The following is a 21,717-nucleotide window of genomic DNA, read 5'->3' as shown; positions in this document are numbered from 1 at the left end:
CCGCTACTGAGTAAAAATTACTGCTGTTAACTAGAAAACTGCTATAAATAAAAATACGGTAATTTGGTTGTATATACAAGTTGTTGGTGTAAAATTATTTATAGTTCGTAACAGGAGAACCTTATGCAACAGTTTGATGCCATCTGGATTAACGCCAATATTGCCACCATGACCAATAACGGCATGCCTTACGGTGCTATTGAAAATGGTGTGCTGGCCGTGAAGGATGGCATTATTGTCTTTGTTGGCAGTCGCGGCGAGCTACCTGAGTTTGATGCGATGGCGACGCCGCTACACGATATGCAGGGTAAGTGGTTGCTGCCGGGTTTTATTGATTGCCATACCCACCTTATTTACGCTGGCAGCCGGGCGAATGAGTTCGAAATGCGTTTAAATGGTGCCAGCTATCAGCAGATTGCTGCCAGTGGTGGCGGTATTAAAGCTACAGTAGCGGCAACCCGAGCTGCCAGCCATGAGCAATTGTTTGTGCTGGCCAAAGACCGGTTGAATACCCTGTTAGCCCAGGGTGTTACCACGGTGGAAATAAAGTCAGGCTATGGCCTGGATTTAGCGACCGAGCAGAAAATGCTGGAAGTGGCGGTCGAACTGGATAAACATCACCCAGCGACAGTAGTTAAAACGTTTCTGGGGGCACATGCTCTGCCAGCTGAATTTGCTGACGATGCTGATGGTTATATTGATGCGGTATGTCAGATGTTACCCCGGTTACATACCAGAAAACTGGTTGATGCCGTCGATGTGTTCTGCGAGGGCATAGGTTTTAGCATCAGCCAGTGCCGGAAAGTATTTGCTACCGCGCAAGCACTGGGATTGCCGGTTAAGGCTCATGCAGAGCAGTTGTCTAACCTTGGAGGCAGCAGTTTAGTTGCCGGGTTTGGCGGTTTGTCGGCTGATCATATTGAGTTTCTGGATGAGGCAGGAGTGGCCAGGATGGCAGAAGCTGGCACCGTCGCAGTACTGTTGCCTGGCGCATACTATTTCTTGCGTGAAACCCAGCTACCGCCGGTTGAGCTATTGCGTCAATATGGTGTACCGATGGCCGTGGCAACTGATTTAAACCCGGGTACCTCCCCACTGTGCTCACTGCCATTAATGTTAAATATGGCCTGCACCTTGTTTCGCTTAACCCCGGAAGAAGCGCTACTGGGGGTAACCCGGCATGCGGCTGCAGCCTTAGGATTAGCTGACAGGGGAGTGCTGGCGAGGGGTATGCGGGCCGATTTTGCCTGCTATAGTATCAACAGGCCGGCTGAGCTTTGTTATCAATTTGGAGTTAATCAGCTTAAGCAGCTGATTGTTAATGGAAAAGTAATTAAGCTGTAATCCAGGCAGCTTTACAAGCGGTAAATTTGGCGTAAGCTGTCAGCAGAATACAACGCGGCAGTAATAAAGTGTGGTAGCGCCATGGTAATTGGATTTATTCGTTTGTCGGCTCTGGGGCTGGTCAGTGTTAGCGGGCCGGCGATGGCTAATCAATCCGCGCCGGCTATGCCGGTTACCCTGCTTTTATTGCTGTTATTGGTGTTGGCGTTTATTTATATCGTCGCGCTTAAGTTCCGCCTCAAACGGGCGTTGCAACCCAAACCTGATTTACAGGGCTTTTATTCCTTACACGATGACATCAGTGGCTTTCCTAATAAATATGCATTGCAACGCAAGCTTGATGATGTGCTGAAAAGTGCTCCGGATCAGCAGTTCGCCCTGATTTTACTTAAAGTGGAGCAATTCGACCAGATAAACCAACTGCTGGGCCACAGCAACAGCAATTTAATTCTGGCCCAAATCGCCCAGCGTATTAACGATAAACTTGCCGACGAAAGCAAAATCCTGACCTATGAATATCGTCAGCAACAACCGGTGCGGGTCTGTCACCTGGGTAGTGTTGATTTTGCTATCTGGCTTGATATTGGTAACCAGCCGGCGCGGGCTGAGTTTTTAGCCAGGCAATTACAACAATCGGTACCACAGCCGATGCTGGTGCACGGTTGCGCCATTGATTATCGGCTGGGAGTCGGGATATCGCTTTATCCTGAGCACAGCACTCAGCTGAATGAGCTACTGGAGCGGGCCTATCTGGCTTTGCAGCATTTTCAGTGGCAGCGTGGTGCCAGTCTGATGTTTGCGCCGGACATGATCAACTATACCACCGAAAAACTGGCGTTGATGGCAGAATTACGCCAGGCCATTGACGAAGATCAGTTAGTGTTGTTTGTTCAACCACAAATGGCAATGCGTAACCGTCAGGTGCTGGCTGCTGAAGTACTCATTCGTTGGCGCCATCCGAAAAAAGGTTTGCTGGCACCAGAGGCGTTTCTTGCTCTGGCAGAAGAGATGGGGGTAATTTATCCACTCAGTCTTTGGGTGTTAGAGCAGGCTATTAAAACCATTGCCAGCCTTACTGAACAGCAATTGGTTAGCCGGATAGCGGTCAATATTTCCAGCAAAGATTTGCTGCACGATGAGCTGGTAGAAGCATTGGAACAGTTATTTGAAAAATATCAGGTAAAGCCGCAACTGCTAATGCTGGAAATAAGTGAAAATGCCTTGTCAGCCGAGCCTGACCGGACTATGGCAATGATGCAGCGACTGCATCAGCTGGGCGTTGAACTGGCTCTGGATGATTTTGGTACTGGTTTTTCATCTCTGGCTTATTTGCGTCAGCTGCCAGTGCAGTATGTCAAAGTAGATTGTAGTTTTATCAGCGAATTACACAAAACCGAAGCGCATATGGCGATTACCGGTGCAATTATTGATATGGCACGCAACCTTGGTTTGGGGGTGATCGCAGAAGGTGTAGAAGGTGCTGAAGTTGAAGATAAGCTGCTAAGAATGGGCTGCTCGCGGGGGCAGGGGTTCTGGTATTCACAGCCATTTGAACTGAGTGGTTTTCCGGCGTGGTTACGCCAGTGGCAACATCGCCACCCCGGTTAAATTTGTGGCGGTTGCAGCGCTTTGCCATTAATAAAAGCCAGCACTAATGTTGCCAACACCTGACCGCATTGGTTGATACCAGCCGCAAGACCGGCCGGATGACAAGCCGGAGCCGCTTCGGCCAGATGCAGATAGCGGGCGCGGGGTAAGCGTGCCAGCTGAAATACAAACTGCGCCGCTTGTTCTGCACTCAGCCCGGTATAATTAAGGGCACTGGCCGGCATCTGCTGAATACTGTCGGTATCCAGCTCGATAGCAATATCAGCTATGCCATGGCAACAATGTTCTACCACTTTATCTAACGCCTGCTGAAAACTTAACTCCTGACGGACTGCGACCTGCTGATAGCTGATGTATTCGCCGCCAGCCTGATGCAGCATGGCCAGACTGGTTGCTGAGTTTTTATGCAGATCAAGCCCCAGCACCATATAGTGCTCTAGATAACCGGCTGCGCTGGCGTAACTGAAGCCATTACCACTATGCCGGCCTTCCAGCGGCCGGAAATCTGCGTGGGGATCCAGGTTGGCGCAATTTACCGGCTGCTGGCTTACCTCTGCCAGCGCCTGCAATAGTGGATAGGCATTATTATGGCCGCCCCCGATTACGATTGGATACAGGCCGGCTTCAAAAATAGGAATAAGTTGCTGGTTGACCCTTTGGTCAAGCTCGGCACAGAGCTGGCGCAAGGTTGCCAATTGCTGCGGATCCTGATTATCCAGAGTGGTAGCTTGTTGTTGCAAATCGACACAGTCGATCTGACCCAGTAACAAAATGTGTTCAGGCACCAGGTTATCGTTATGTTGCAGATTTAAAAAGCGTTGTAAAAAAGCCTGCCAGCCCAGTTCGGCCCCAGGGTTACCCATATTTGCTCTTGGGCCAATACACTCGGCAATGCCCAGCAAAACAAACTGGCCACCGTCAGCTTTATGGCCAGCTAATAGTTCAGCCACTGACAGAGCCGGGTCAGGCAACCGTAGCTGCTGGCCAAGCCGGCTCTCGCCACTGCGCCGGACACAAAGATCATTTAAATCACTAATAGTAAAACGTTGTAGCATATGGCTTTTCAATATTTTTATTCAATATCGAGCGGATCCGGTGACATAATAATGCCGGTACTGTCAGCATACAAATGATCGCCCGGTAAGAAGGTTACTCCGGCAAAATTAACCGGCACTTCGGTTTCACCAAAACCATTGTCATCAGCACCGATAGGGATCGCATTAACGGCCTGAATACCAATTTCGAAATCTTCCAGTGCATCCAGATCGCGAACACTGCCGTAACAAACAATACCTTCCCAGCCATTGCCGGCTGCCAGACTGGCTAGTTCTGCATCAATTAACGCGCGGCGGGCAGAGCCGCCACCGTCAATTAACAACACCTTACCCACGCCGTTATCGGCCAGCACCTGACGCACCAGACCGTTGTCCTCGAAGCATTTAATAGTATAAATTTGACCGCCGAATGAACGTCTGCCACCGTAGTTTGCAAAGATCGGTTCAACAACGTCCACCTGATCCGCATAAAGATCGCATAGCTCTGAGGTATTGTATTCCATGTAAGGCTCCGTGGGCAGTAACAGCTTTTGCACAGTATAGCGCTATGCTTTGCAAGCTCAAGGTAATAATGTGCAACGTCGCTGCTTTACGTTCAACAAAGTATTGCTGCAAAAGTAATTTGTTTGCTAAGGTGTAATCGTCAAGACATAAGAGAGCGCCAAGTGCCAGCAGAACTATTCGCCAGAATACCCCTGTATTTAACGCAAGCTGTTTTAGCGTTATTGATGGTACTTTTATTTTGGTACTACCTGCGGGTTTACCGGCAAGCGTATCTGAAGTACTGGTTGCTGGCTTTTCTGGCTTTTGCAGGATATCAAACCGCCGTTTTACTGATAAACAACTCGCCACTTGGATCGTCAGTAGTAAGACTCCCGCTGGTAACGCTGATGCACTTCTGCTTTTATGCATTTGCGTTATTAATGTTGCTTGGTAATCGACTGCAATTCTTTGACAGCACAGAGCATCAGCAACGTTGGCCTGCCAGTTTTTATTTTATAATAGTAATGTTACTGGCAACCATCACTGCACTTCTACCTGAAATGATAACGGCATTAGCGCCATGGCAACCTTTTCTGGAATTCAGCGCCCGGTTTATTGTCAGTGGCATGCTGCTGTTTAGCGCTGGCGTGTGGTTATGGCGAAACAGTAACCGCAGAGCGGGGCCGCGGCTGTCGGCAATTGTCCTGCTGCTGTGGGGCGTTTTGTACCTGAGCAATATCATCGGCGATTTGTTACAGTCAAGCAGCTATTTTTCGTTGTACCAGTTAATGATTTATAAATGTATTGAACTGACCTTGCTGGTTACTCTGGGTTTTTCGCTGGTGATCTGGTTGCAGGAAAATGAGCGAAACACTAACCTGAAACTGACCGAAAAAACCCGGTATCTGGATCAGCACGATCAGCTTACCGGGGCGCTTAATCGTGATGCCTTATTAGTAAAACTCGACCAGTTGATTACAACTAACCCCGTTGGGAATTTGCACCTGGTCATGCTGGGGCTGGATAAATTTAAAAACGTTAATGAATCAGTTGGCCTGAAACAGGGTGACCGGATTTTACGGGAAGTGATCCGGCGTTTTGAACTTAGTATTGTTAAACCGGCGTTGATTGCCCGCACTGGCGGCGATATTTTTGCATTGGTGCTGGCGGATGTCGTTAACGAGAAACAGCTGCAATATACCCTGCAGCATGTCCAGCAGTTGGTTGAAAAACCGTTTTTACTTGATAGTGGTCCGGTTAAACTGACCACCAGCATCGGCTTGTCCCAATATCCGTTGCATGCTCATAGTGCCGAACAATTGCTGCAACAGGCAAATATTGCCTTTCATCAGGCGAAGCGTTTGCAAGCCAGCTGGCTCAGTTATCAGACCGGCATGGAAGAGGAAACCGCCCGTTTACTGGCCTGGGAAAGTGAACTGTTACAGGCAATCAGTGAAAACCAGTTTGTGTTGTATTATCAGCCGCAGCTCAGCCTGCGCAGCAATTTACTGGAGGGTTTTGAAGTATTGGTGCGTTGGCAACACCCACAACGTGGCTTATTGATGCCGGGAGAGTTTTTACCACTCTGTGAGCAGCTTGGCCTGAGCCAGGTGCTGGATTTAGTTATTTTGCGTAATGCTATTGCCAGTATTCAGCGCTGGCAGCAGCAAGGAGTTCACATTCCGCTGGCGATCAATATGTCACCTATTCATTTTGAGCAGGAGGGGTTGAAACAGGAACTGAAGGGCTTGCTGCAACAATACAAGGTTTCTCCGGAAATGGTGGAGTTAGAGGTGACAGAAAACACAGCGATGCAGGATATGGAGAAAGGCTCTAACTTTGCGCTGGAACTGCAGCAAATGGGTATTAAGGTATCGATAGATGATTTTGGTACTGGATACTCCTCGCTGGCTTATTTGCGTAAAATGCCAATTGAAAAAATTAAAATAGATCGCAGCTTCGTCATGGATATGACCTCGAATGACTCCGACATGATGATTGTTAAAACCATGATAAAACTGGCGCATGGGTTAGGGAAGCGCATTCTGGCGGAAGGCGTAGAAACGGTTGAGCAACTAAACTTACTGCGTAGCTTATCCTGTGATGCCGTTCAGGGTTATTACATCGCCAAACCACTACCTGAAACTGAGGCGCTGGCATTTTTTCGCACCTATCCGCGCTAAATAATTCGTTGTTGCTGTTTACATATACTAAAGTAATTTAATCTTATATTTCAATTAGCCTGGTGAGTGATATTTATGCAGCTTCTTCGTCGGTTGACCATTAAACAACGGTTGTTAGCCAATGCTTTCGCTTTAATTATTGCCATGCTGTTGATGTTGGCTATCCTGTTTTTCCAGAGTAATCAACTCAGTAGTCTGGCCTCAACTCAGCAATTGGTAGAACAATTAAATACTAAAGTATTGATGCTGCGACGCCATGAAAAAGATTTTATGATGCGCAGCGACCTGAAATACCAAAAACGCTTAAATGACCGTATTCAAGAGTTAACTGACATGGTCAGTTCGCTGCGTCAGCATCTGCAGCGCCATGATATTGCTGTCGAACCACTAAACAGGTTCAGTCAGTTGACCACTGAATATCAGCAAGTGTTTAATAGTCTGGTGGCCCAGCAGCAACAACTGGGCTTAACGCCGGAAGAAGGTTTACAAGGCCGTTTGCGCGAAGCGGCTCAGAGCCTGGAGCAACAACTTGTCTTAGCGGGTGAAACAGAGTGGCAATTGCAGCTACTACAATTACGCCGTCAGGAAAAAGATTTTTTACTGCGGCTTGATCTGCGTTACGTAGAAAGCTTTAACCGTGATTTTGCAACATTCATAACCACCTTGCAGCAGGACTACCGGCCAGGCATGGCAGCTGCAACTGCTTACAGCGAAGGCTTTAATCGTCTGGTTGCCGGTATGCAGCAACTGGGAATGAGCGAAACTGAAGGCCTGACCGGTCAGATGCGTGCAGCAATTCACCAGACAGAAACCAGCCTGAAAACCTTGTCAGAAGAAACCAGTGCAGCAATTACGGCTGCAGTTGGTAGTACCAAACAGCTGGCGGTTATTATTTTTATTGTCGTATTGTTGTTGATGCTGGCGCTGGTTGGCTTTACCAGCAGCAGTATTATTGGTCCGGTGAGAGCGGTCTGCCATACCATAGGTTTAATTCGGACTGAGCACGATTTCCGGCAACGGGTGGATGAAAGTGGCCAGGATGAAATGAGCCATCTGGCGCAGGATTTCAACGCGATGTTAGCCGATGTGCAGCATTTAATCCGCACCGTAAACGAAGCCTTGTCTATGCTGGATCAGGCAACAGCTGAGCTGGCTCAGTCAACTTCCGACACCAGCCAGGGCATGCAACGCCAGCAATCAGAGACCGATATGGTGGCGACTGCGGTTACGCAGATGGGCGCCACCATTAATGAAATTGCCAGCAATACTGAGATGACAGCTGCTAAGGCAGACAGTACTAACCAGAATGCTAACAGCGGCCGTAAGGAAGTAGAGCAAACGGTAAATCAGATCCAGCAGTTATCCAAACGCTTAAAGGAAGCAACTACCATTGTTACCGAGCTGGAGCAGGACAGTCAGACTATCGGTTCGGTACTTGATGTTATTCGTGGTATTGCCGAGCAAACCAATTTACTGGCGTTAAATGCTGCTATTGAAGCTGCCCGCGCTGGCGATCAGGGCCGTGGTTTTGCTGTAGTTGCAGACGAAGTGCGTCATTTAGCGCAGCGTACGGCGCAATCGACCGGGCAAATCGAAGAGATTATTGCCGCGTTACAAGGCCGCACCCGCCACATTGTAGAAGCTATGCAGCAGTGCCGGCAGCAAGGTAATGACAGCGCTGAGCAGGCGGGTATTGCCATGACGTTACTGGGTGAGATTACTGCAGATGTTACCAATATTATGGATATGACTACCCAGATCGCGGCGGCGATTGAGGAGCAAAGCCATGTCGCAGCCGAGGTTAATAAAAACGTGGTTAAAATACGCGATTTATCTGACGATACTTTTGGCTATGCCCGCCAAAATGCGACTATTAGTGAGGAAGTGGCACAACAGGCAGCAAGTTTGCGCCAGAGTGTGCAAATCTTTAAAGCCTGAGTTGCTAATAACTCACGATCTGACCTGCTAACTAAGCTGGCGGGTGTTTATCAGGCTTTCGCGGCTGGCATTGGCTGCTTTAAGCAGTGCCAGGTATTGCTGCCACAGTGTATGCTGCTCGTCTGCCAATTGGCATAAATAGCTGAAATGGTACAAGCCGGTATTATGCCCATCATCAAAAGTTAATTTAACGCCATAATGACCTACCGGGCTAATAGACCGGATCGCCACATCGCGTTTATTGGTGACCAATTTTGGCTGGCCGTGCCCGCGCACTTCGGCGGATGGTGAATGCACCCGCAAAAACTCAGCTGACAGCACTTTTACCGTGCCGTCAGTGAATATCAGATCCAGCAAACGTTGTTGCTGGTGGTAATGCAGGGTGCGCAATGTCATATGTTATTAAGCCTTCACTCAACGCGCTATCAATTACAGGATAAACCGGCTTAAATCTTCATCCTGCACCAGTGCCCCCAGATGTTGCTCGACATAATCGGCAGTAATCTCGATATGCTCACCGGCGTGGTCAGCTGCATCATAGGATATTTCTTCCAGTAAGCGCTCCATAACCGTGTAAAGGCGGCGGGCCCCGATGTTTTCGGTGGTTTCATTAACCTGAAACGCTGCCGCAGCAATCCGTTTAATGCCCTCGTCACTAAAACTGATATGCACGCCTTCGGTTGCCAGCATGGCAATAGATTGCTCGGTCAGCGACGCTTTAGGCTCAGTTAAAATACGCTCAAAATCCGCGGCTGTCAGCGCTTCCAGTTCTACCCGGATTGGCAGCCGGCCTTGCAGCTCGGGTACTAAATCAGAAGGCTTACTCATCTGAAAGGCACCAGAGGCAATAAATAAAATATGGTCTGTTTTTACCATGCCATGTTTAGTATTAACGGTACAGCCCTCAATTAGCGGCAGTAAATCACGTTGCACCCCTTCACGGGAGACATCGGGGCCGCTGGTTTCACCGCGCTTACAGATTTTGTCAATTTCGTCCAGAAATACGATGCCATTTTGTTCAACGGCTTCCAGTGCTTCGGCCTTCAGTTCTTCCGGGTTAACCAGCCTGGCAGCTTCTTCTTCCACTAACTGTTTAAAGGCGTCTTTAATTTTCAGCTTACGCTTTTTCTTTTTGTCACTGCCCAGACTCTGAAACATGCTTTGCAGTTGTGAGGTCATTTCTTCCATGCCAGGTGGCGCCATAATTTCTATGCCAACCTGGCTTTGTGCCAGTTCAAGTTCAATTTCTTTATCATCCAGCTGACCTTCGCGCAACTTCTTACGGAAAATTTGCCGGGTATTATTGTCAGGGGTGGGTTGGTTATCAGTTTCTACCCAGTTGTCGCGCCCCCTAGGCAGAAGGGCATCCAGGATCCGTTCTTCGGCAGCTTCCTCTGCCCGGAAGCGGTTTTTCGCAATCGCCTGCTCGCGCAACATTTTCACGGCACTGTCGGTCAAATCGCGGATAATGCTCTCAACTTCTTTGCCAACATAACCAACTTCGGTGAACTTAGTGGCTTCTACCTTAATAAAGGGGGCATTGGCCAGTTTGGCTAAACGACGGGCAATTTCGGTTTTACCAACACCGGTCGGGCCAATCATCAGGATATTCTTCGGCGTTACTTCGGCGCGCAGGCCAACTTCCAACTGCATCCGGCGCCAGCGATTGCGCAGGGCGATGGCGACCGCCCGCTTTGCTTTGCTCTGGCCAATAATATGCCGGTCCAGCTCGTGGACAATTTCTCTGGGTGTCATATCAGACATAATAAACCTGCTTAAAGTTGTTCAATGGTGTGTTGCTGATTGGTGTATACACAGATATCACCAGCAATCGTTAAGCTTTTCTCAACAATATCCTGGGCGCTAAGCTCGGTGTTTTGTAATAAAGCGGTGGCGGCAGCCTGGGCGTAAGGGCCGCCGCTGCCAATAGCAATTAAATCCTGCTCTGGCTGAATAACGTCGCCGTTGCCAGTAATAATCAATGAGCAGTTAGCATCAGCGACGGCCAACAGTGCTTCGAGCTTGCGCAGCATACGATCGGTGCGCCAGTCTTTAGCCAGTTCTACCGCCGCCCGCATTAAATGGCCCTGGTGTAGTTCAAGTTTAGCTTCAAAACGTTCAAATAAAGTGAAAGCATCAGCAGTACCCCCGGCAAAACCGGCCAGCACTTTGTTGTTATAGAGCCGGCGTACCTTACGGGCATTACCTTTCATTACGGTATTACCTAACGACACCTGGCCATCGCCGCCAATAGCGACATGGCCATTACGGCGAACAGAAACGATAGTTGTCATGGATTTTTGCCCTATGGCGAATGAACCTAGGGCTTAAGTGTGGCTGGAGGCTCTGCTTTTCAAGTCCAGTTCCAGATCCGACAGCCATTGATATTTTGTTGCTGCAGCCGGTTGCGATCGGCAGTGGCCTGACGTTTCGAATCATAAGGACCTAATACCACCCGATACCAGACGCCATTACTGCCTTCGGTGCGGCGCACGGCAGAGGCAAAGCCGGCAAAAGCAATCTGAGCACGCATAGCTTCGGCTTGTTCGGCCTGACGGAATGAACCACATTGCATTTGAAAGGGCCCCAGATTTTCGCGCTCTGTAGTGTCTACCTCCACTTGTACTTCTTTATTTTCTAGTTCTTTAATGTATTGGTAAGGCTCGGCAATCGGCTTAGCAGGCAGCTCATCAACAACGGGTTTGCTCTGGCTCACTTTTGCAGGGGGCTGTTGCGTGTTGGCTGGTTGCTGTTTTAAATACCATAAAAACCAGCCAAAACTACCGAGCAGCAATGCCGTGATAATAATCAGGAGCCAGGGACGACTTGCACCTTGTGCCGGCCGGCTATTGCCCCGGCGCGTGTTAGTAGCCCGGGGTTTGGCTTTCGGCTTGGGACGGGCAGTTTTTACGTAATCTTTTTGCGGCATATTGACAGCTTAACAACCTGGCTTATGTATTCACTGGCGCTATTCTACCTGCTTAGTCTGAAAAAGAAATAAGCAGCACCAATGCAGTTAACTCAGATCGATTGGATCGACATCCAGCTGCCACTTTAGCTGGCGGCTTAGTGGCCAGCTTTGCAACGCCGCCAGCAATGTATTTAGTGCCTGATGCAGCTGCGGCCGCTGGCTGCTATATAGCTGTAACTGCCAGCGGTATTTGCCGGCCCGTTTTTCCATTGGCGAACTGACAGGCCCCAATAACTCCAGCCCTGGCAAAGTTTTAGCCAGGCTCACCAGCTCTGATAACCATTGTTGGCACAGGGTGCTTTGCAGCGCTTCTGCCCGGAATAACGCCAGATGCTGGTATGGCGGCAAGCGGGTGTGCTGCCTTTCCAGCAGGGCGCTGCGGGCAAAAGAGGCATAGCCATTTTGAATAATATCCTGCAGCAGCACATGCTCCGGGTAATGCGTCTGCAGTAATACGGTGCCCGGATTGCTGCCCCGGCCTGCCCTGCCGGCTACCTGAGTAAGCAACTGGCCGAGTTGCTCCGGGGCTCTGAAATCGCTGCTGTACAGAGCGCCATCGACATCGACAATAACCACCAGGGTTACGAATGGAAAGTGATGGCCTTTAGCCAGCATCTGGGTACCCAATATCAGTCGTGGGCCACTTTGATTGATGCTATCAAGCGCGCTTGCTAACGCCCCCTTGCGGCGCGTCGTGTCGCGATCAAGCCGGGTAATCGCAACATCCGGGAACAATTGCTGTAAATTTTCTTCCAGCTGCTCGGTGCCTTGTCCAACAGGTGCTAAGCGGGCGCTGCCACATTGTTTGCATTGGCGCGGCACTGCTTTTATTGCACCGCAGTGGTGACATACCAGCTGTCTGCTTTGTTTATGATAGGTGGTAAATGCACTGCAGCGATGGCATTCCGTCAGCCAGCCGCACTCTTGGCAGCTCAATGCCGGGGCAAAGCCACGCCGGTTTAAAAATAACATTACCTGCATGCCTTGCTGCAGCTGCTGGCGAATATACTGCAACGTCTGGCTGGCCAGACCAAATTGCAGCACCTGCTGTTTTAAATCTACCAGTTGGTAACGCGGCATAGCCTGGCCACCAGCCCGGTTATGCAGGCTAAGGTGAATAAAGCGTTGCTGCTGACAATTGTACAGGCTTTCCAATGACGGCGTTGCTGAGCCAAGCAAAATAGGACAATGCTCAATGGCTGCCCGTTTAATCGCCAGATCCCTGGCGTGATAGCGAAAGCCATCCTGCTGTTTTAGTGATTGATCATGCTCTTCATCAATAATAATTAAACCGAGGCGGGCAAAAGGTAAAAACAAGGCTGAGCGAGTGCCGACGACAATAGCGGCGCTGCCAGCCTGCGTTTGTTGCCAGCAGTTCAGGCGCTCTGTATCAGTCAGGTTGGAATGCCAGCACAGTACCGGCGCCTGAAAACGACTCTGAAAGCGGGAGAGTGTTTGCGGGGTAAGGCCTATTTCCGGCACTATCAATAGCACCTGCTGACCGGCGTCGAGCAGTGGGGCGATAGCTTGCAGGTAAACTTCTGTTTTGCCTGAACCCGTGACCCCTTCCAGTAACAAACTCTGAAAACGGCCGGCAGCCTGATTAATTGCAGTCACAGCTAATGCCTGGTCGGCTGTCAGCCGCAATGCGGGTTGTTTCAGACCTTGCTGGCTAAAGGGGGTCAGTGGCAATACCTGTTGCTCAATCAGGCCTTTATCTGCAAGTTGCTTAAAAGCGGTGCGCGGATGACTGATCAGTAACTCAATAGCTGGCACAGGGCCAGCCTGCAGCGCCTGGAATAATGCTAATTGACGGGCCGAGCGTTTAAAGTCTGCCGCGCTGGCATCCGTGCCGGCAGCGGTGAGGCGCCAGGCATATTGCTGGTACTCTGCCAGGTCTTTGCCTTCCCGCAGTAATGCGGGCAGGGCAGCCGTTAATACTTCCCCCAGCGGATGATGATAGTACTCGGCCGCAAAAGTCAGCAACTGGCGCAGGGTGTCACTTAATACGGGCTGCTTATCAATAACACTGATCACTGGTTTTAACTGCGCCAAAGGATAATGATCAGCGGGATTAAGTTGCCAGGCAATACCAATTAACTCGCGCTTGCCAAAAGGAACCCGCAGCCTGCTGCCAATCTGCACCTGCTGGCCGGCACTAAGCAAATAATCAAAGTGTTGTCGTAATGGCAACGGCAGAGCAACGCGAATAACTGACACAGCTAAAATCCTTCAGGTTAGGCAAGCCATAGTGTAAGGTGCACTCTGGCCACTGCCAAGTAAAACAAAGTTGTAAATAAGCCGGTATGACAGTTGCAACTTTGCTGGCTATCTATTAAGCTACGCGCCCTTAATTAACTGTAATTACGTATGGTGTCTGGCACATGATGACCAGATAGCGATACGGCCTAACGAGGTAACCCATGAAACCAGGTATCCACCCAGAATACAAAGAAATTACTGCAACCTGTACTTGCGGTAACAGCTTCAAAACGCACTCAGCCCTGTGCAAAGATATTCACTTGGACGTATGTTCAAGCTGCCACCCGTTCTATACTGGTAAGCAGAAAGTATTAGACGTTGGCGGCCGGGTTGACCGCTTCAAAAAACGTTTCGCGGTGCTGGGCAATCGTTAATTCGCCTGGATATGTCGCACACAAAAAAAGCACCTTCGGGTGCTTTTTTTATTGCAGCTTGCTACTTAGTTTCAGCTGTCAGGGCAGTTATAGCTGTCGGGGCAGTTATAGCTAATAGTTACTTGCTACCGCTTAATACTTCACCTAGAGAGCTGGCACCTTTATCTGGTTTGACTGACGCGCAGGCAGAACCTGAATTCTCACAGCTAACGCCGCTGATCCGGCTGCCAATAGAGCGGCGATCATATTTGCCACTGGCATTAAGCCGCCTTACTAAACCATCCAGCATCACATTAGCTTCCATTTTCTGGCCACGTACCTGAATAACTTCAATATCATCAACACTTCTGAAGTCGGTAATCAGCTCAGTTTGCTGCTGGTCCGTGGCCATTTCGTCTATTACCTGTTGCAGATAGTCACGAGCCTGAGGGTGACGCGCCAGCGTTAATGCTTTGTATAAAGCACCGGCTCCGGCTAAATCCTGCTCTGTGGCGGTGCCTGTCTGCTTCAGCCTTGCCAGCAGAAACATCGCGTTCATTAGTTTATTTTCGGCTGCTTTCTCAAGCAAACTAACAGCTTCAGTTACTCTGGTTTCATCGTCAGTTTGTAAATATAACAACGCCTGCTGGTACATGGCAGGCGGGTAATCACTTTGCACCGCCTGGGCTAATAATTTATCGGCCTGAGCGGTATCCTGCTCCAGCACAAAACCATTACGATACCAATCTGACATCAGGTAGGTTGCCATTGGGTTACGATGCCTGACGCCAAGCTTAATAAAACGTGCTGCTTCTTTGTGGTCGAGTTCCAGTCCATCGCCAGACGCGTAAGCCATGGCAACAAATGCCGCTGCGTCACCGCTACCACTGCGCGCCAGTTTAATCAAGCGCCGCATCTCATTTGCACACTGGTCACCTTGACATACCTTTGCTCCGGCTGCTGCCATGGCAGGCATGCTGCTCACTCCGGTAAAAGTCAGTGTTAGGCTAAGCGCTATCGCGCTTACTATCCGTGATGCTTGCATTATTCCCCCAGCCTGTTTACAAAAAATTTATATGACAATGATCGGCCACTCAGTCTGCAGGGTCAAGACAATAGGGACAGCAAACTGTAAACAAATGTATTGCCTGGGGGGAGCTTGGTTAGTAAATCAGAACTATGATTATCTGCTGGTTTTTTAAGCAAATAGTCGTTATTAATAAAAAAAATGGTTTATTTTCCATCATTTAGCTGATTATGCAATTCCGAATGAGGCTTTTAGATGGCTACACGCCTGAATTGCCAGCATTTTGAGCTGAAACAGGTGGCTACATTTGCTGATAGTTAATCACAATAATCGCAATCTTAATCGATAGCGGAAGCGCAAAGTATCCGGATTATGTTGATTTTTACCTGATAAGGGAAATTTCGTGCCAGGTGTGGGCTTGGCGATTGCGGCTGAAGTTGCTATAACAGCTGGCAATAAGACTAAAGTGGTATGGTCAGTAAGGCGCAGCTGCGCTGGTAAGATCACCGTATCGCCGTCGCATAACAATAACAATCAGAAGTTACCCTCACTCATTATAAGCAGGAAAACAAGATGTCAGATTTCAGAGAGCAGGCACTGAGGTACCATGCAGAGCCGACCCCGGGCAAAATTAGTATTGAAATCAGTAAGCCGGCAGAAACCGTAAAAGATCTGGCGCTGGCATATAGTCCCGGCGTGGCGGAGCCGGTGCGCGAAATTGCGGCTGACGTTGACAATGTCTACAAATATACCGCCAAAGGCAATCTGGTGGCGGTAATTACCAATGGCACGGCAATTCTTGGCTTAGGTAATTTAGGGCCTATGGCCTCCAAGCCGGTTATGGAAGGTAAGGCTTTGCTGTTTAAACGTTTTGCCAATCTGGACTCGATTGATATTGAAGTCAGCCATCGCACTACTGAAGAATTTATTAATACGGTTGCCAATATCGCAGATACCTTTGGTGGTATTAACCTGGAAGATATTAAAGCGCCGGAATGCTTTGAAATTGAAAAAGAGTTGATTAAACGCTGTAAAATACCGGTATTTCATGATGATCAGCATGGTACCGCTATCGTTACGGCCGCTGGCATGCTGAACGCGCTGGAAATTCAGGGTAAAGACATCAACAAAGCTATTATTGTCTGTATGGGTGCCGGCGCAGCTGCTATCGCCTGTATGGAGCTGCTGATCAAATGTGGCGCGCAGCGCGAGCATATCTATATGCTGGATACCAAAGGGGTTATTCATACCCGGCGTGATGACTTAAACCAGTACAAATTGCTGTTCGCTAACAACACAGATAAACGAACCCTGGAAGATGCACTAAACGGCGCTGATGTATTTGTCGGGGTGTCCGGCCCGGATGTGCTGCCACCCGAGGCTTTGCAATTAATGGCGCCAAATCCGGTGATTTTCGCTTGTTCCAATCCTGACCCTGAAATAAAACCGGCACTGGCCCATGCAGCCCGTAAAGATTTGATTATGGCGACCGGTCGTTCTGATTATCCTAATCAGGTTAATAATGTTTTGTGTTTCCCGTTTATTTTTCGTGGCGCACTCGATGTGCGCGCCAGTGTTATCAACGATGAAATGAAAATTGCTGCAGTTAATGCCATTCGTGCGATCGCCAAAGAGCCGGTGCCAGCTGCAGTGCTGCAGGCCGCCCAAATCGATAAACTGGAATTTGGCAAAGCCTATATTATACCCAAGCCAATGGACCCAAGGTTGCTGCCACGGGTTGCCCGTGCTGTTGCTGAAGCGGCAGTAGCCTCTGGCGTGGCGCGGATTGAGCTGCCAGACAATTACTATCAGTAAGGTCCGCAGCGAACTTACTCTGTTGTCAGCTAATTGGCTCGTTGTTGCAGGCCGTAGTGTTTAGCCGCGTAACAAGGCCTGCCACCTGTCATCGGTTGCACTTTGCACAACTGATGGCGGGGCCTTACCCGGGTAATTGCGTCACCGCTCAGAATTGGCCAGGGCTGCTGCGGGCCTTGCAGCCAGCTTCGATGGTTTAGCACATCTTGCTGCGCCGCATAGTAGGCATTAAGCGTGCCGACATCACGCCAGTAACCGGCCAGCGCCTGGGTGCCTGGTAACAGATTGTCAGCAAAATCGTAAACATAAACAGCATGTTGTTGGAACAAGGCTGGTAACACGTGCTGGCCAAAATCGAGGTGTTGACCGGGTTGGCATGACATCAGTGCTTGCTCCAGGGCACTGGCATTAAACAAATAGTTTCCCATAGACGCCAATACATAACCTGGTTTGCCTGGCATACAGGGAGGAGGTGTCTGAGGTTTTTCAATAAAACCGATCATCCGGCCATTGGCGTCAGTCTGAATAATGCCAAAGTGGTGGGCATGCTCTTTGGGTATAGCGACCGCCGCCACAGTGACGGCGGCCAGTTGCCGCAGATGAAACTGCAATAATTGCCGGTAGTCCATTTTGTAAATATGGTCAGCACTTAACAGGGCGATATACTGTGGCCGCAAGTCGCGGATCTGGCTTAATTGCATAGCCACGGCCCCAGCGGTGCCAACATTTGCATTTGCCGGCGCAGCGCAACAGTGCAAAAAGCCCTGATGCTGAAAGCGGCTTAACCAGTATCGTTGTAAGTAGTGCTCCAGGCCTGCGGCCTGATATTGGGTTAATATCAGCAGGTCGGTAAAGCCAGAATGCAGTAAATTACTTAAGACAAAATCAATTATCCGGAAGCGGCCAGCAAAAGGCACCGCAGGTTTGGCCTGATGTAAGGTCAAAGGACGCAAGCGGCTGCCACAGCCACCGGCCAGTAAAACACTTAACACCGCTGACATAGTTAATTTACCAGGCTGGCTTAGAGTGCCATTAAGCCTAGTTCAACAGCAGTGATATGGCTTGATACAGATCAAAAGATTATTGTGTTTTGTTGTAAAGGGCAGTTTGCAGGAAGTGCCAGCCTGTCAGGGTTAGTCAGCGTACTTTGCTTTTAGGGATCATTTTATACAGCAATTCTGGTGATAGCCGCGATACCCAGGCACCCAACCGTTCCTTTAAGCCACCTATAACAATGTAACTTTTACCGTTAATCAGTGCCTTAACTGCTTTTTCTGCAAACAGTTCTGCGCTCATGGCTTTTGCCTGAGCATCGTCCATTTCACCCAGAGCGCTGCCATCTCCGGTTAAAGCGTTCCGTGACACTTCTGTTTTCACAAAGCCCGGGAAAATGGTTGCTACCGTAAGCCCTTGTGCAAACAGCTCAGCCCGTAAGCTATTAGCCCACAAGTGCAATGCAGCCTTAGCAGCAGAGTAGCTGCCGCGATACTGGGTGCCCACTAAACCGGCTACCGAAGAGACAAACACCACCTTGCCGCCGCCGTCGGCCAGCAATAAGGGCAGAGCCTGGCGGGTTAAATTAATCTGGGAAAAGTAATCAACTTCGAATAGTTTGCGTTCAGTATCCAGGGTAGTGTCGGTGATCAACGCGCGTTGGCTGATACCGGCATTATTGATAAGCCAGTCCAGGCCACCAATTTGCGCTGAAATGGTGTTAATAGCCAGGCCAATCGCCTGACTGTCAGTAATATCCAACGCCAGTATCAGGTGAGCTGCTGCATTAGGCAGGCTGGTGCGCACCCGCTCCAATTCAGATTGACGCCGGGCACTCAAGATCAGTCTGGCCCCATCAGCTGCCAGCTCACGGGCCAGTGCCTCACCAATACCACCAGAAGCACCGGTGATCCAGATCACTTTATTGTTAACAGCAGTGTGTTTTATGGTCATTGTTATTGTCCCTGGTCAGCATTGTCTGGGACATTAAGCCAGCCCGGAGGTTATTGTAAAGCTTTGTTGTGTTGCACCTTATATTTACGCTTGTAATAACCGCTCAGGGTGGCAAGTATGGTCAGGCCAATAACCGGTGCTGCCAGCCAGCTGACTATTTGCCATTCACCCGGCAGCCATTGTGATAACAGCCGACGTCCGCCTGCAGCAAAGAAGGCGGTATAAACTGCAATACCGGCACCTACCATGGCACTGAAGTGTTCAATAATCCAGGCCCTGGGCTTTATCTCAGCCCGATAAACATAGGTACTAATGGTGGTTGCTGAGATCAGACTGACAACAGCAAAAATTATTAGTAACGGCATAGCAATACTTATCCCTTGCCAGCCAACGAATAAGGCAACCGGAAACATCATAAATACGGGCCCCTGATAGCGCCAGTTGCGCAGCATAATGCGATTAGCTTTAGCGCGCAGTACACCGATGGCATGACGCACCGTTACCCAGGTCAGCAGGCTGAGCAGCAGTAAAAAGTAAGTGAAAGGGATGCGCCAGAGCATCATGCTTTCAATCTGCTCAGGAGTCAGTTGTCTGCTATTGATGTAAATACCGACAGGATCAGCTAAGCCAATCAGGGTCATTATTATGCCGGAACCGGCAACAACCAGCATAATAGTGTAAAAAGCCTTGCCGGCAGCAATATGCAGCTTGCCACCTTTACGGGCAACGATGGGCAGCCAGAATAACAGCAGCGCTATCGCGCCAAGCGCAATATGCAGATACAACAATGTGGTGTGAATAACTAACATGGTCAGCCTCCTTGGTTAATGTTGCCAGCTTACGCCAGGCAAGTTGCCAAGGCAGGTGCCAGAAGTCAGGATTTTGTACTGTGACTTCTGGCCTATTGCAGTTAATGATTTACCCCGCATAATGACAGAATGAAAACAAAAATTGATTTTGCCACCCTGGCCGGCTTGTTAACCTGGCTGATGGTATATGGCATAAGTCTGTATATTTTGCAGAAAACAGCGGCAACATATGGCAGCTTAGCGTTGCATATATTATTTCTGGCTTATGGTGGCTTATTCTGGTTGCTGACCCGCGAACAAGGCCGCTTTACGTTGCAGGGGCAGTTTGGCAGTCATTTTTTGGTGCTGCAGTTGTTGGTGGCTTTCGGTTTGTTATGGTTAACACCGGCGCGCAATTTTGAGTTTCTGTCTATCCTCACCATCATCTGGGCTGCGATGCTGCCTTTTGTTATGCGCACCGGGCCGGCACTGCTGCTGACGATAGCAGTGGTGGTGGTCTGGTTTGGGCTGGTGGCCTGGCAAGGTGGTCGGGCGGTCTGGATAACAGCGCTGTTGTATGGCTGCTTTCATTTATTTGCGGTAATGGTGCAAAGTACCAGAAGCGATGCTGAGAATGCCAAAGATGAGCTGGAGCAAAAACATCAGCAGCTGCTGGCCACCCAGCAATTGCTGCAGGCAGCGTCGCGCCAGAGTGAACGCACCCGGATTGCCCGTAATTTGCATGATCTGGTTGGTCACCATTTAACAGCCCTGACTATTCAATTGCAGGTCGCCAGCCATTTAACCGACGGTGAGGCAAAAGTGCAGGTTGATAAATGCCATCAGCTGGCGAAACTATTGTTGTCAGATGTTCGCGATGCCGTCAGTACTATGCGCCAGTATGCTGATGTCAGTTTACTGGATGCACTGGGCGGCTTAACCCGGTTAGTGCCAATGCAGCTTCAGGTAAAGCTGGATATTCCGTCTGATATTATGCTCAATGATCTGGCACAAGCCCAGCATCTGCTTTGTATTGTGCAAGAAGCGTTAAGTAACAGCTTAAAACACAGTGGTGCCAGCGAAGTGACTATTGAAGCGGAGGTAACACAACCACAGCTACAAATAGTAATTTATGATAATGGCAGCCTGACACCACGCTGGCAACCAGGTAACGGTATTACCGGCATGCAGGAGCGGTTAGCTGAGTGCAAGGGCAGTTTGGTGCTTGGCAATCATAACCAGGCAATGCAGTTAACCATTAAGCTTCCATACAAAGAGAGTGACAATGCATAAAGTATTGCTGGTTGATGATCAGAAACTGATCCGCGACGGTATTAAAAGTTTGCTTGGGCTATCTGGAAAAGTCGTGGTAGTGGGTGAGTGTGTTGATGGTTCCGGTGTGCTCAAAGCCTGCTCACAGTTGCAACCAGACGTTATTTTACTGGATCTGTCCATGCCGGTGATGAACGGGGTGCAAACCCTGGCGTCACTAAAGCAGGCCGGGGTCAGCACGCCGGTATTGATCCTGACCACTTTCGATGAACATGAGCTGGTGTTACAGAGTATCTCTTATGGTGCACGGGGCTTTTTATTGAAAGATGTGTCATTAGAGACCCTGGTGCAGGCGATCGCAACTCTGGCTGGCGGCGGTAGCTGGTTTGCCCCCAATATTACCGAGCGCTTACTTGGTAGTATCCGGCAAACCAGCGATGCGGGTTTCAGCATGCCCGCCCAGCTGGAGCCGCTGAGTGACAAAGAGCTGGAAATTCTGCAATTAATGGCGGCGGGTTACAGCAACAAGGAAATTGCGACTGCATTGTATAAATCGGAAGGAACGGTGAAAAACCAGTGTTCCGCCATTCTGGCCAAGCTCGGGGTGCGTGACCGAACCCGGGCCGTCTTGCTGGCACTGGAGCTTGGCCTTATCAATTAACGTTTGCTGC

The 21,717-nt window shown here is 49.5% G+C and carries 19 protein-coding genes; 8 read left to right on the top strand and 11 right to left on the bottom strand.

The window, feature by feature from the left end; translation table 11 throughout:
- The first annotated feature begins 123 nt into the window (after positions 1–123).
- Together hutI and H141_RS0108035 are read left to right on the top strand one after the other, a co-directional pair.
- Positions 124–1,344, top strand: coding sequence for an imidazolonepropionase (hutI, locus tag H141_RS0108040; protein WP_019675742.1), 1,221 nt, complete (start codon positions 124–126; stop codon positions 1,342–1,344).
- A gap of 81 nt (positions 1,345–1,425) precedes the next feature.
- Positions 1,426–2,952: a putative bifunctional diguanylate cyclase/phosphodiesterase gene (locus tag H141_RS0108035; protein ID WP_019675741.1), complete on the top strand. Its 1,527-nt coding sequence runs from the start codon at positions 1,426–1,428 to the stop codon at positions 2,950–2,952.
- On the opposite strand, the gene H141_RS0108030 is transcribed toward H141_RS0108035, so the two are convergent.
- On the bottom strand, positions 2,949–4,007 hold the full coding sequence (locus H141_RS0108030) for a formimidoylglutamase (RefSeq protein ID WP_019675740.1): 1,059 nt from the start codon (positions 4,005–4,007) through the stop codon (positions 2,949–2,951). The two genes, H141_RS0108035 and H141_RS0108030, sit on opposite strands and share 4 nt — an antisense overlap.
- A 17-nt stretch (positions 4,008–4,024) precedes the next feature.
- Positions 4,025–4,510 (bottom strand): ribonuclease E activity regulator RraA, encoded by a 486-nt coding sequence (gene rraA, locus H141_RS0108025; protein WP_019675739.1) that lies wholly within the window; start codon positions 4,508–4,510, stop codon positions 4,025–4,027.
- Positions 4,511–4,735: 225 nt separating this feature from the next.
- Here rraA and H141_RS0108020 point away from each other — a divergent pair, with 225 nt between their 5' ends.
- A complete protein-coding gene (locus H141_RS0108020) occupies positions 4,736–6,673 on the top strand; it encodes a putative bifunctional diguanylate cyclase/phosphodiesterase (RefSeq protein WP_240473107.1) in 1,938 nt (645 codons plus the stop codon).
- A 75-nt stretch (positions 6,674–6,748) separates the two neighbouring features.
- Positions 6,749–8,611 carry a methyl-accepting chemotaxis protein gene (locus H141_RS0108015; protein ID WP_019675737.1) on the top strand — a complete coding sequence of 621 codons (1,863 nt, stop codon included), beginning with the start codon at positions 6,749–6,751 and terminating at the stop codon, positions 8,609–8,611.
- Between the two features lie 27 nt (positions 8,612–8,638).
- Here the strand turns inward: H141_RS0108015 and H141_RS0108010 are convergent, their stop codons facing one another.
- The 5 genes from H141_RS0108010 to priA form a co-directional block, all read right to left on the bottom strand.
- The gene (locus tag H141_RS0108010) at positions 8,639–9,007 is read right to left on the bottom strand and encodes a gamma-butyrobetaine hydroxylase family protein (protein WP_019675736.1); all 369 of its coding nucleotides are present in this window, start codon (positions 9,005–9,007) and stop codon (positions 8,639–8,641) included.
- A gap of 33 nt (positions 9,008–9,040) precedes the next feature.
- Positions 9,041–10,375 carry an HslU--HslV peptidase ATPase subunit gene (gene hslU / locus H141_RS0108005; RefSeq protein WP_019675735.1) on the bottom strand — a complete coding sequence of 445 codons (1,335 nt, stop codon included), beginning with the start codon at positions 10,373–10,375 and terminating at the stop codon, positions 9,041–9,043.
- Positions 10,376–10,386: 11 nt separating this feature from the next.
- Complete coding sequence (hslV, locus tag H141_RS0108000) at positions 10,387–10,905, bottom strand: ATP-dependent protease subunit HslV (RefSeq protein WP_019675734.1); 519 nt, start codon at positions 10,903–10,905, stop codon at positions 10,387–10,389.
- A gap of 59 nt (positions 10,906–10,964) precedes the next feature.
- Positions 10,965–11,540 carry an SPOR domain-containing protein gene (locus H141_RS0107995; RefSeq protein WP_019675733.1) on the bottom strand — a complete coding sequence of 192 codons (576 nt, stop codon included), beginning with the start codon at positions 11,538–11,540 and terminating at the stop codon, positions 10,965–10,967.
- Between the two features lie 87 nt (positions 11,541–11,627).
- Complete coding sequence (gene priA, locus H141_RS0107990) at positions 11,628–13,802, bottom strand: primosomal protein N' (RefSeq protein ID WP_019675732.1); 2,175 nt, start codon at positions 13,800–13,802, stop codon at positions 11,628–11,630.
- A 203-nt stretch (positions 13,803–14,005) separates the two neighbouring features.
- Here priA and rpmE point away from each other — a divergent pair, with 203 nt between their 5' ends.
- Positions 14,006–14,218 (top strand): 50S ribosomal protein L31, encoded by a 213-nt coding sequence (rpmE, locus tag H141_RS0107985; RefSeq protein ID WP_019675731.1) that lies wholly within the window; start codon positions 14,006–14,008, stop codon positions 14,216–14,218.
- Positions 14,219–14,336: 118 nt separating this feature from the next.
- Here rpmE and H141_RS0107980 read toward each other — a convergent pair whose 3' ends face one another.
- The gene (locus tag H141_RS0107980; protein WP_026349322.1) at positions 14,337–15,242 is read right to left on the bottom strand and encodes a tetratricopeptide repeat protein; all 906 of its coding nucleotides are present in this window, start codon (positions 15,240–15,242) and stop codon (positions 14,337–14,339) included.
- Positions 15,243–15,797: 555 nt separating this feature from the next.
- On the opposite strand from H141_RS0107980, the gene H141_RS0107975 reads away from it, so the two are divergent.
- Entirely contained in the window at positions 15,798–17,039 is a 1,242-nt protein-coding gene (locus H141_RS0107975) for a malic enzyme-like NAD(P)-binding protein (RefSeq protein ID WP_019675728.1), read from the top strand.
- Between the two features lie 29 nt (positions 17,040–17,068).
- Here H141_RS0107975 and H141_RS19980 read toward each other — a convergent pair whose 3' ends face one another.
- From H141_RS19980 to H141_RS0107960, 3 genes are all read right to left on the bottom strand, one after another.
- A complete protein-coding gene (locus H141_RS19980; RefSeq protein WP_051090387.1) occupies positions 17,069–18,040 on the bottom strand; it encodes a sugar phosphate nucleotidyltransferase in 972 nt (323 codons plus the stop codon).
- A 136-nt stretch (positions 18,041–18,176) separates the two neighbouring features.
- Entirely contained in the window at positions 18,177–18,986 is an 810-nt protein-coding gene (locus tag H141_RS0107965; protein ID WP_019675727.1) for an SDR family oxidoreductase, read from the bottom strand.
- Between the two features lie 50 nt (positions 18,987–19,036).
- Positions 19,037–19,795 (bottom strand): DUF2306 domain-containing protein, encoded by a 759-nt coding sequence (locus H141_RS0107960; protein WP_019675726.1) that lies wholly within the window; start codon positions 19,793–19,795, stop codon positions 19,037–19,039.
- A gap of 129 nt (positions 19,796–19,924) precedes the next feature.
- On the opposite strand from H141_RS0107960, the gene H141_RS0107955 reads away from it, so the two are divergent.
- Positions 19,925–21,067, top strand: coding sequence for a sensor histidine kinase (locus H141_RS0107955; protein ID WP_019675725.1), 1,143 nt, complete (start codon positions 19,925–19,927; stop codon positions 21,065–21,067).
- The gene (locus H141_RS0107950; RefSeq protein ID WP_019675724.1) at positions 21,060–21,707 is read left to right on the top strand and encodes a response regulator; all 648 of its coding nucleotides are present in this window, start codon (positions 21,060–21,062) and stop codon (positions 21,705–21,707) included. The genes H141_RS0107955 and H141_RS0107950 overlap by 8 nt, the downstream gene beginning before the upstream one ends.
- Positions 21,708–21,717: the final 10 nt, after the last annotated feature.

The sequence above is a fragment of the Arsukibacterium perlucidum DSM 18276 genome (genome assembly GCF_000382165.1).
Classification (GTDB): domain Bacteria; phylum Pseudomonadota; class Gammaproteobacteria; order Enterobacterales; family Alteromonadaceae; genus Alishewanella; species Alishewanella perlucidum.
This window is presented reverse-complemented; position numbering and strand designations above follow the sequence as displayed.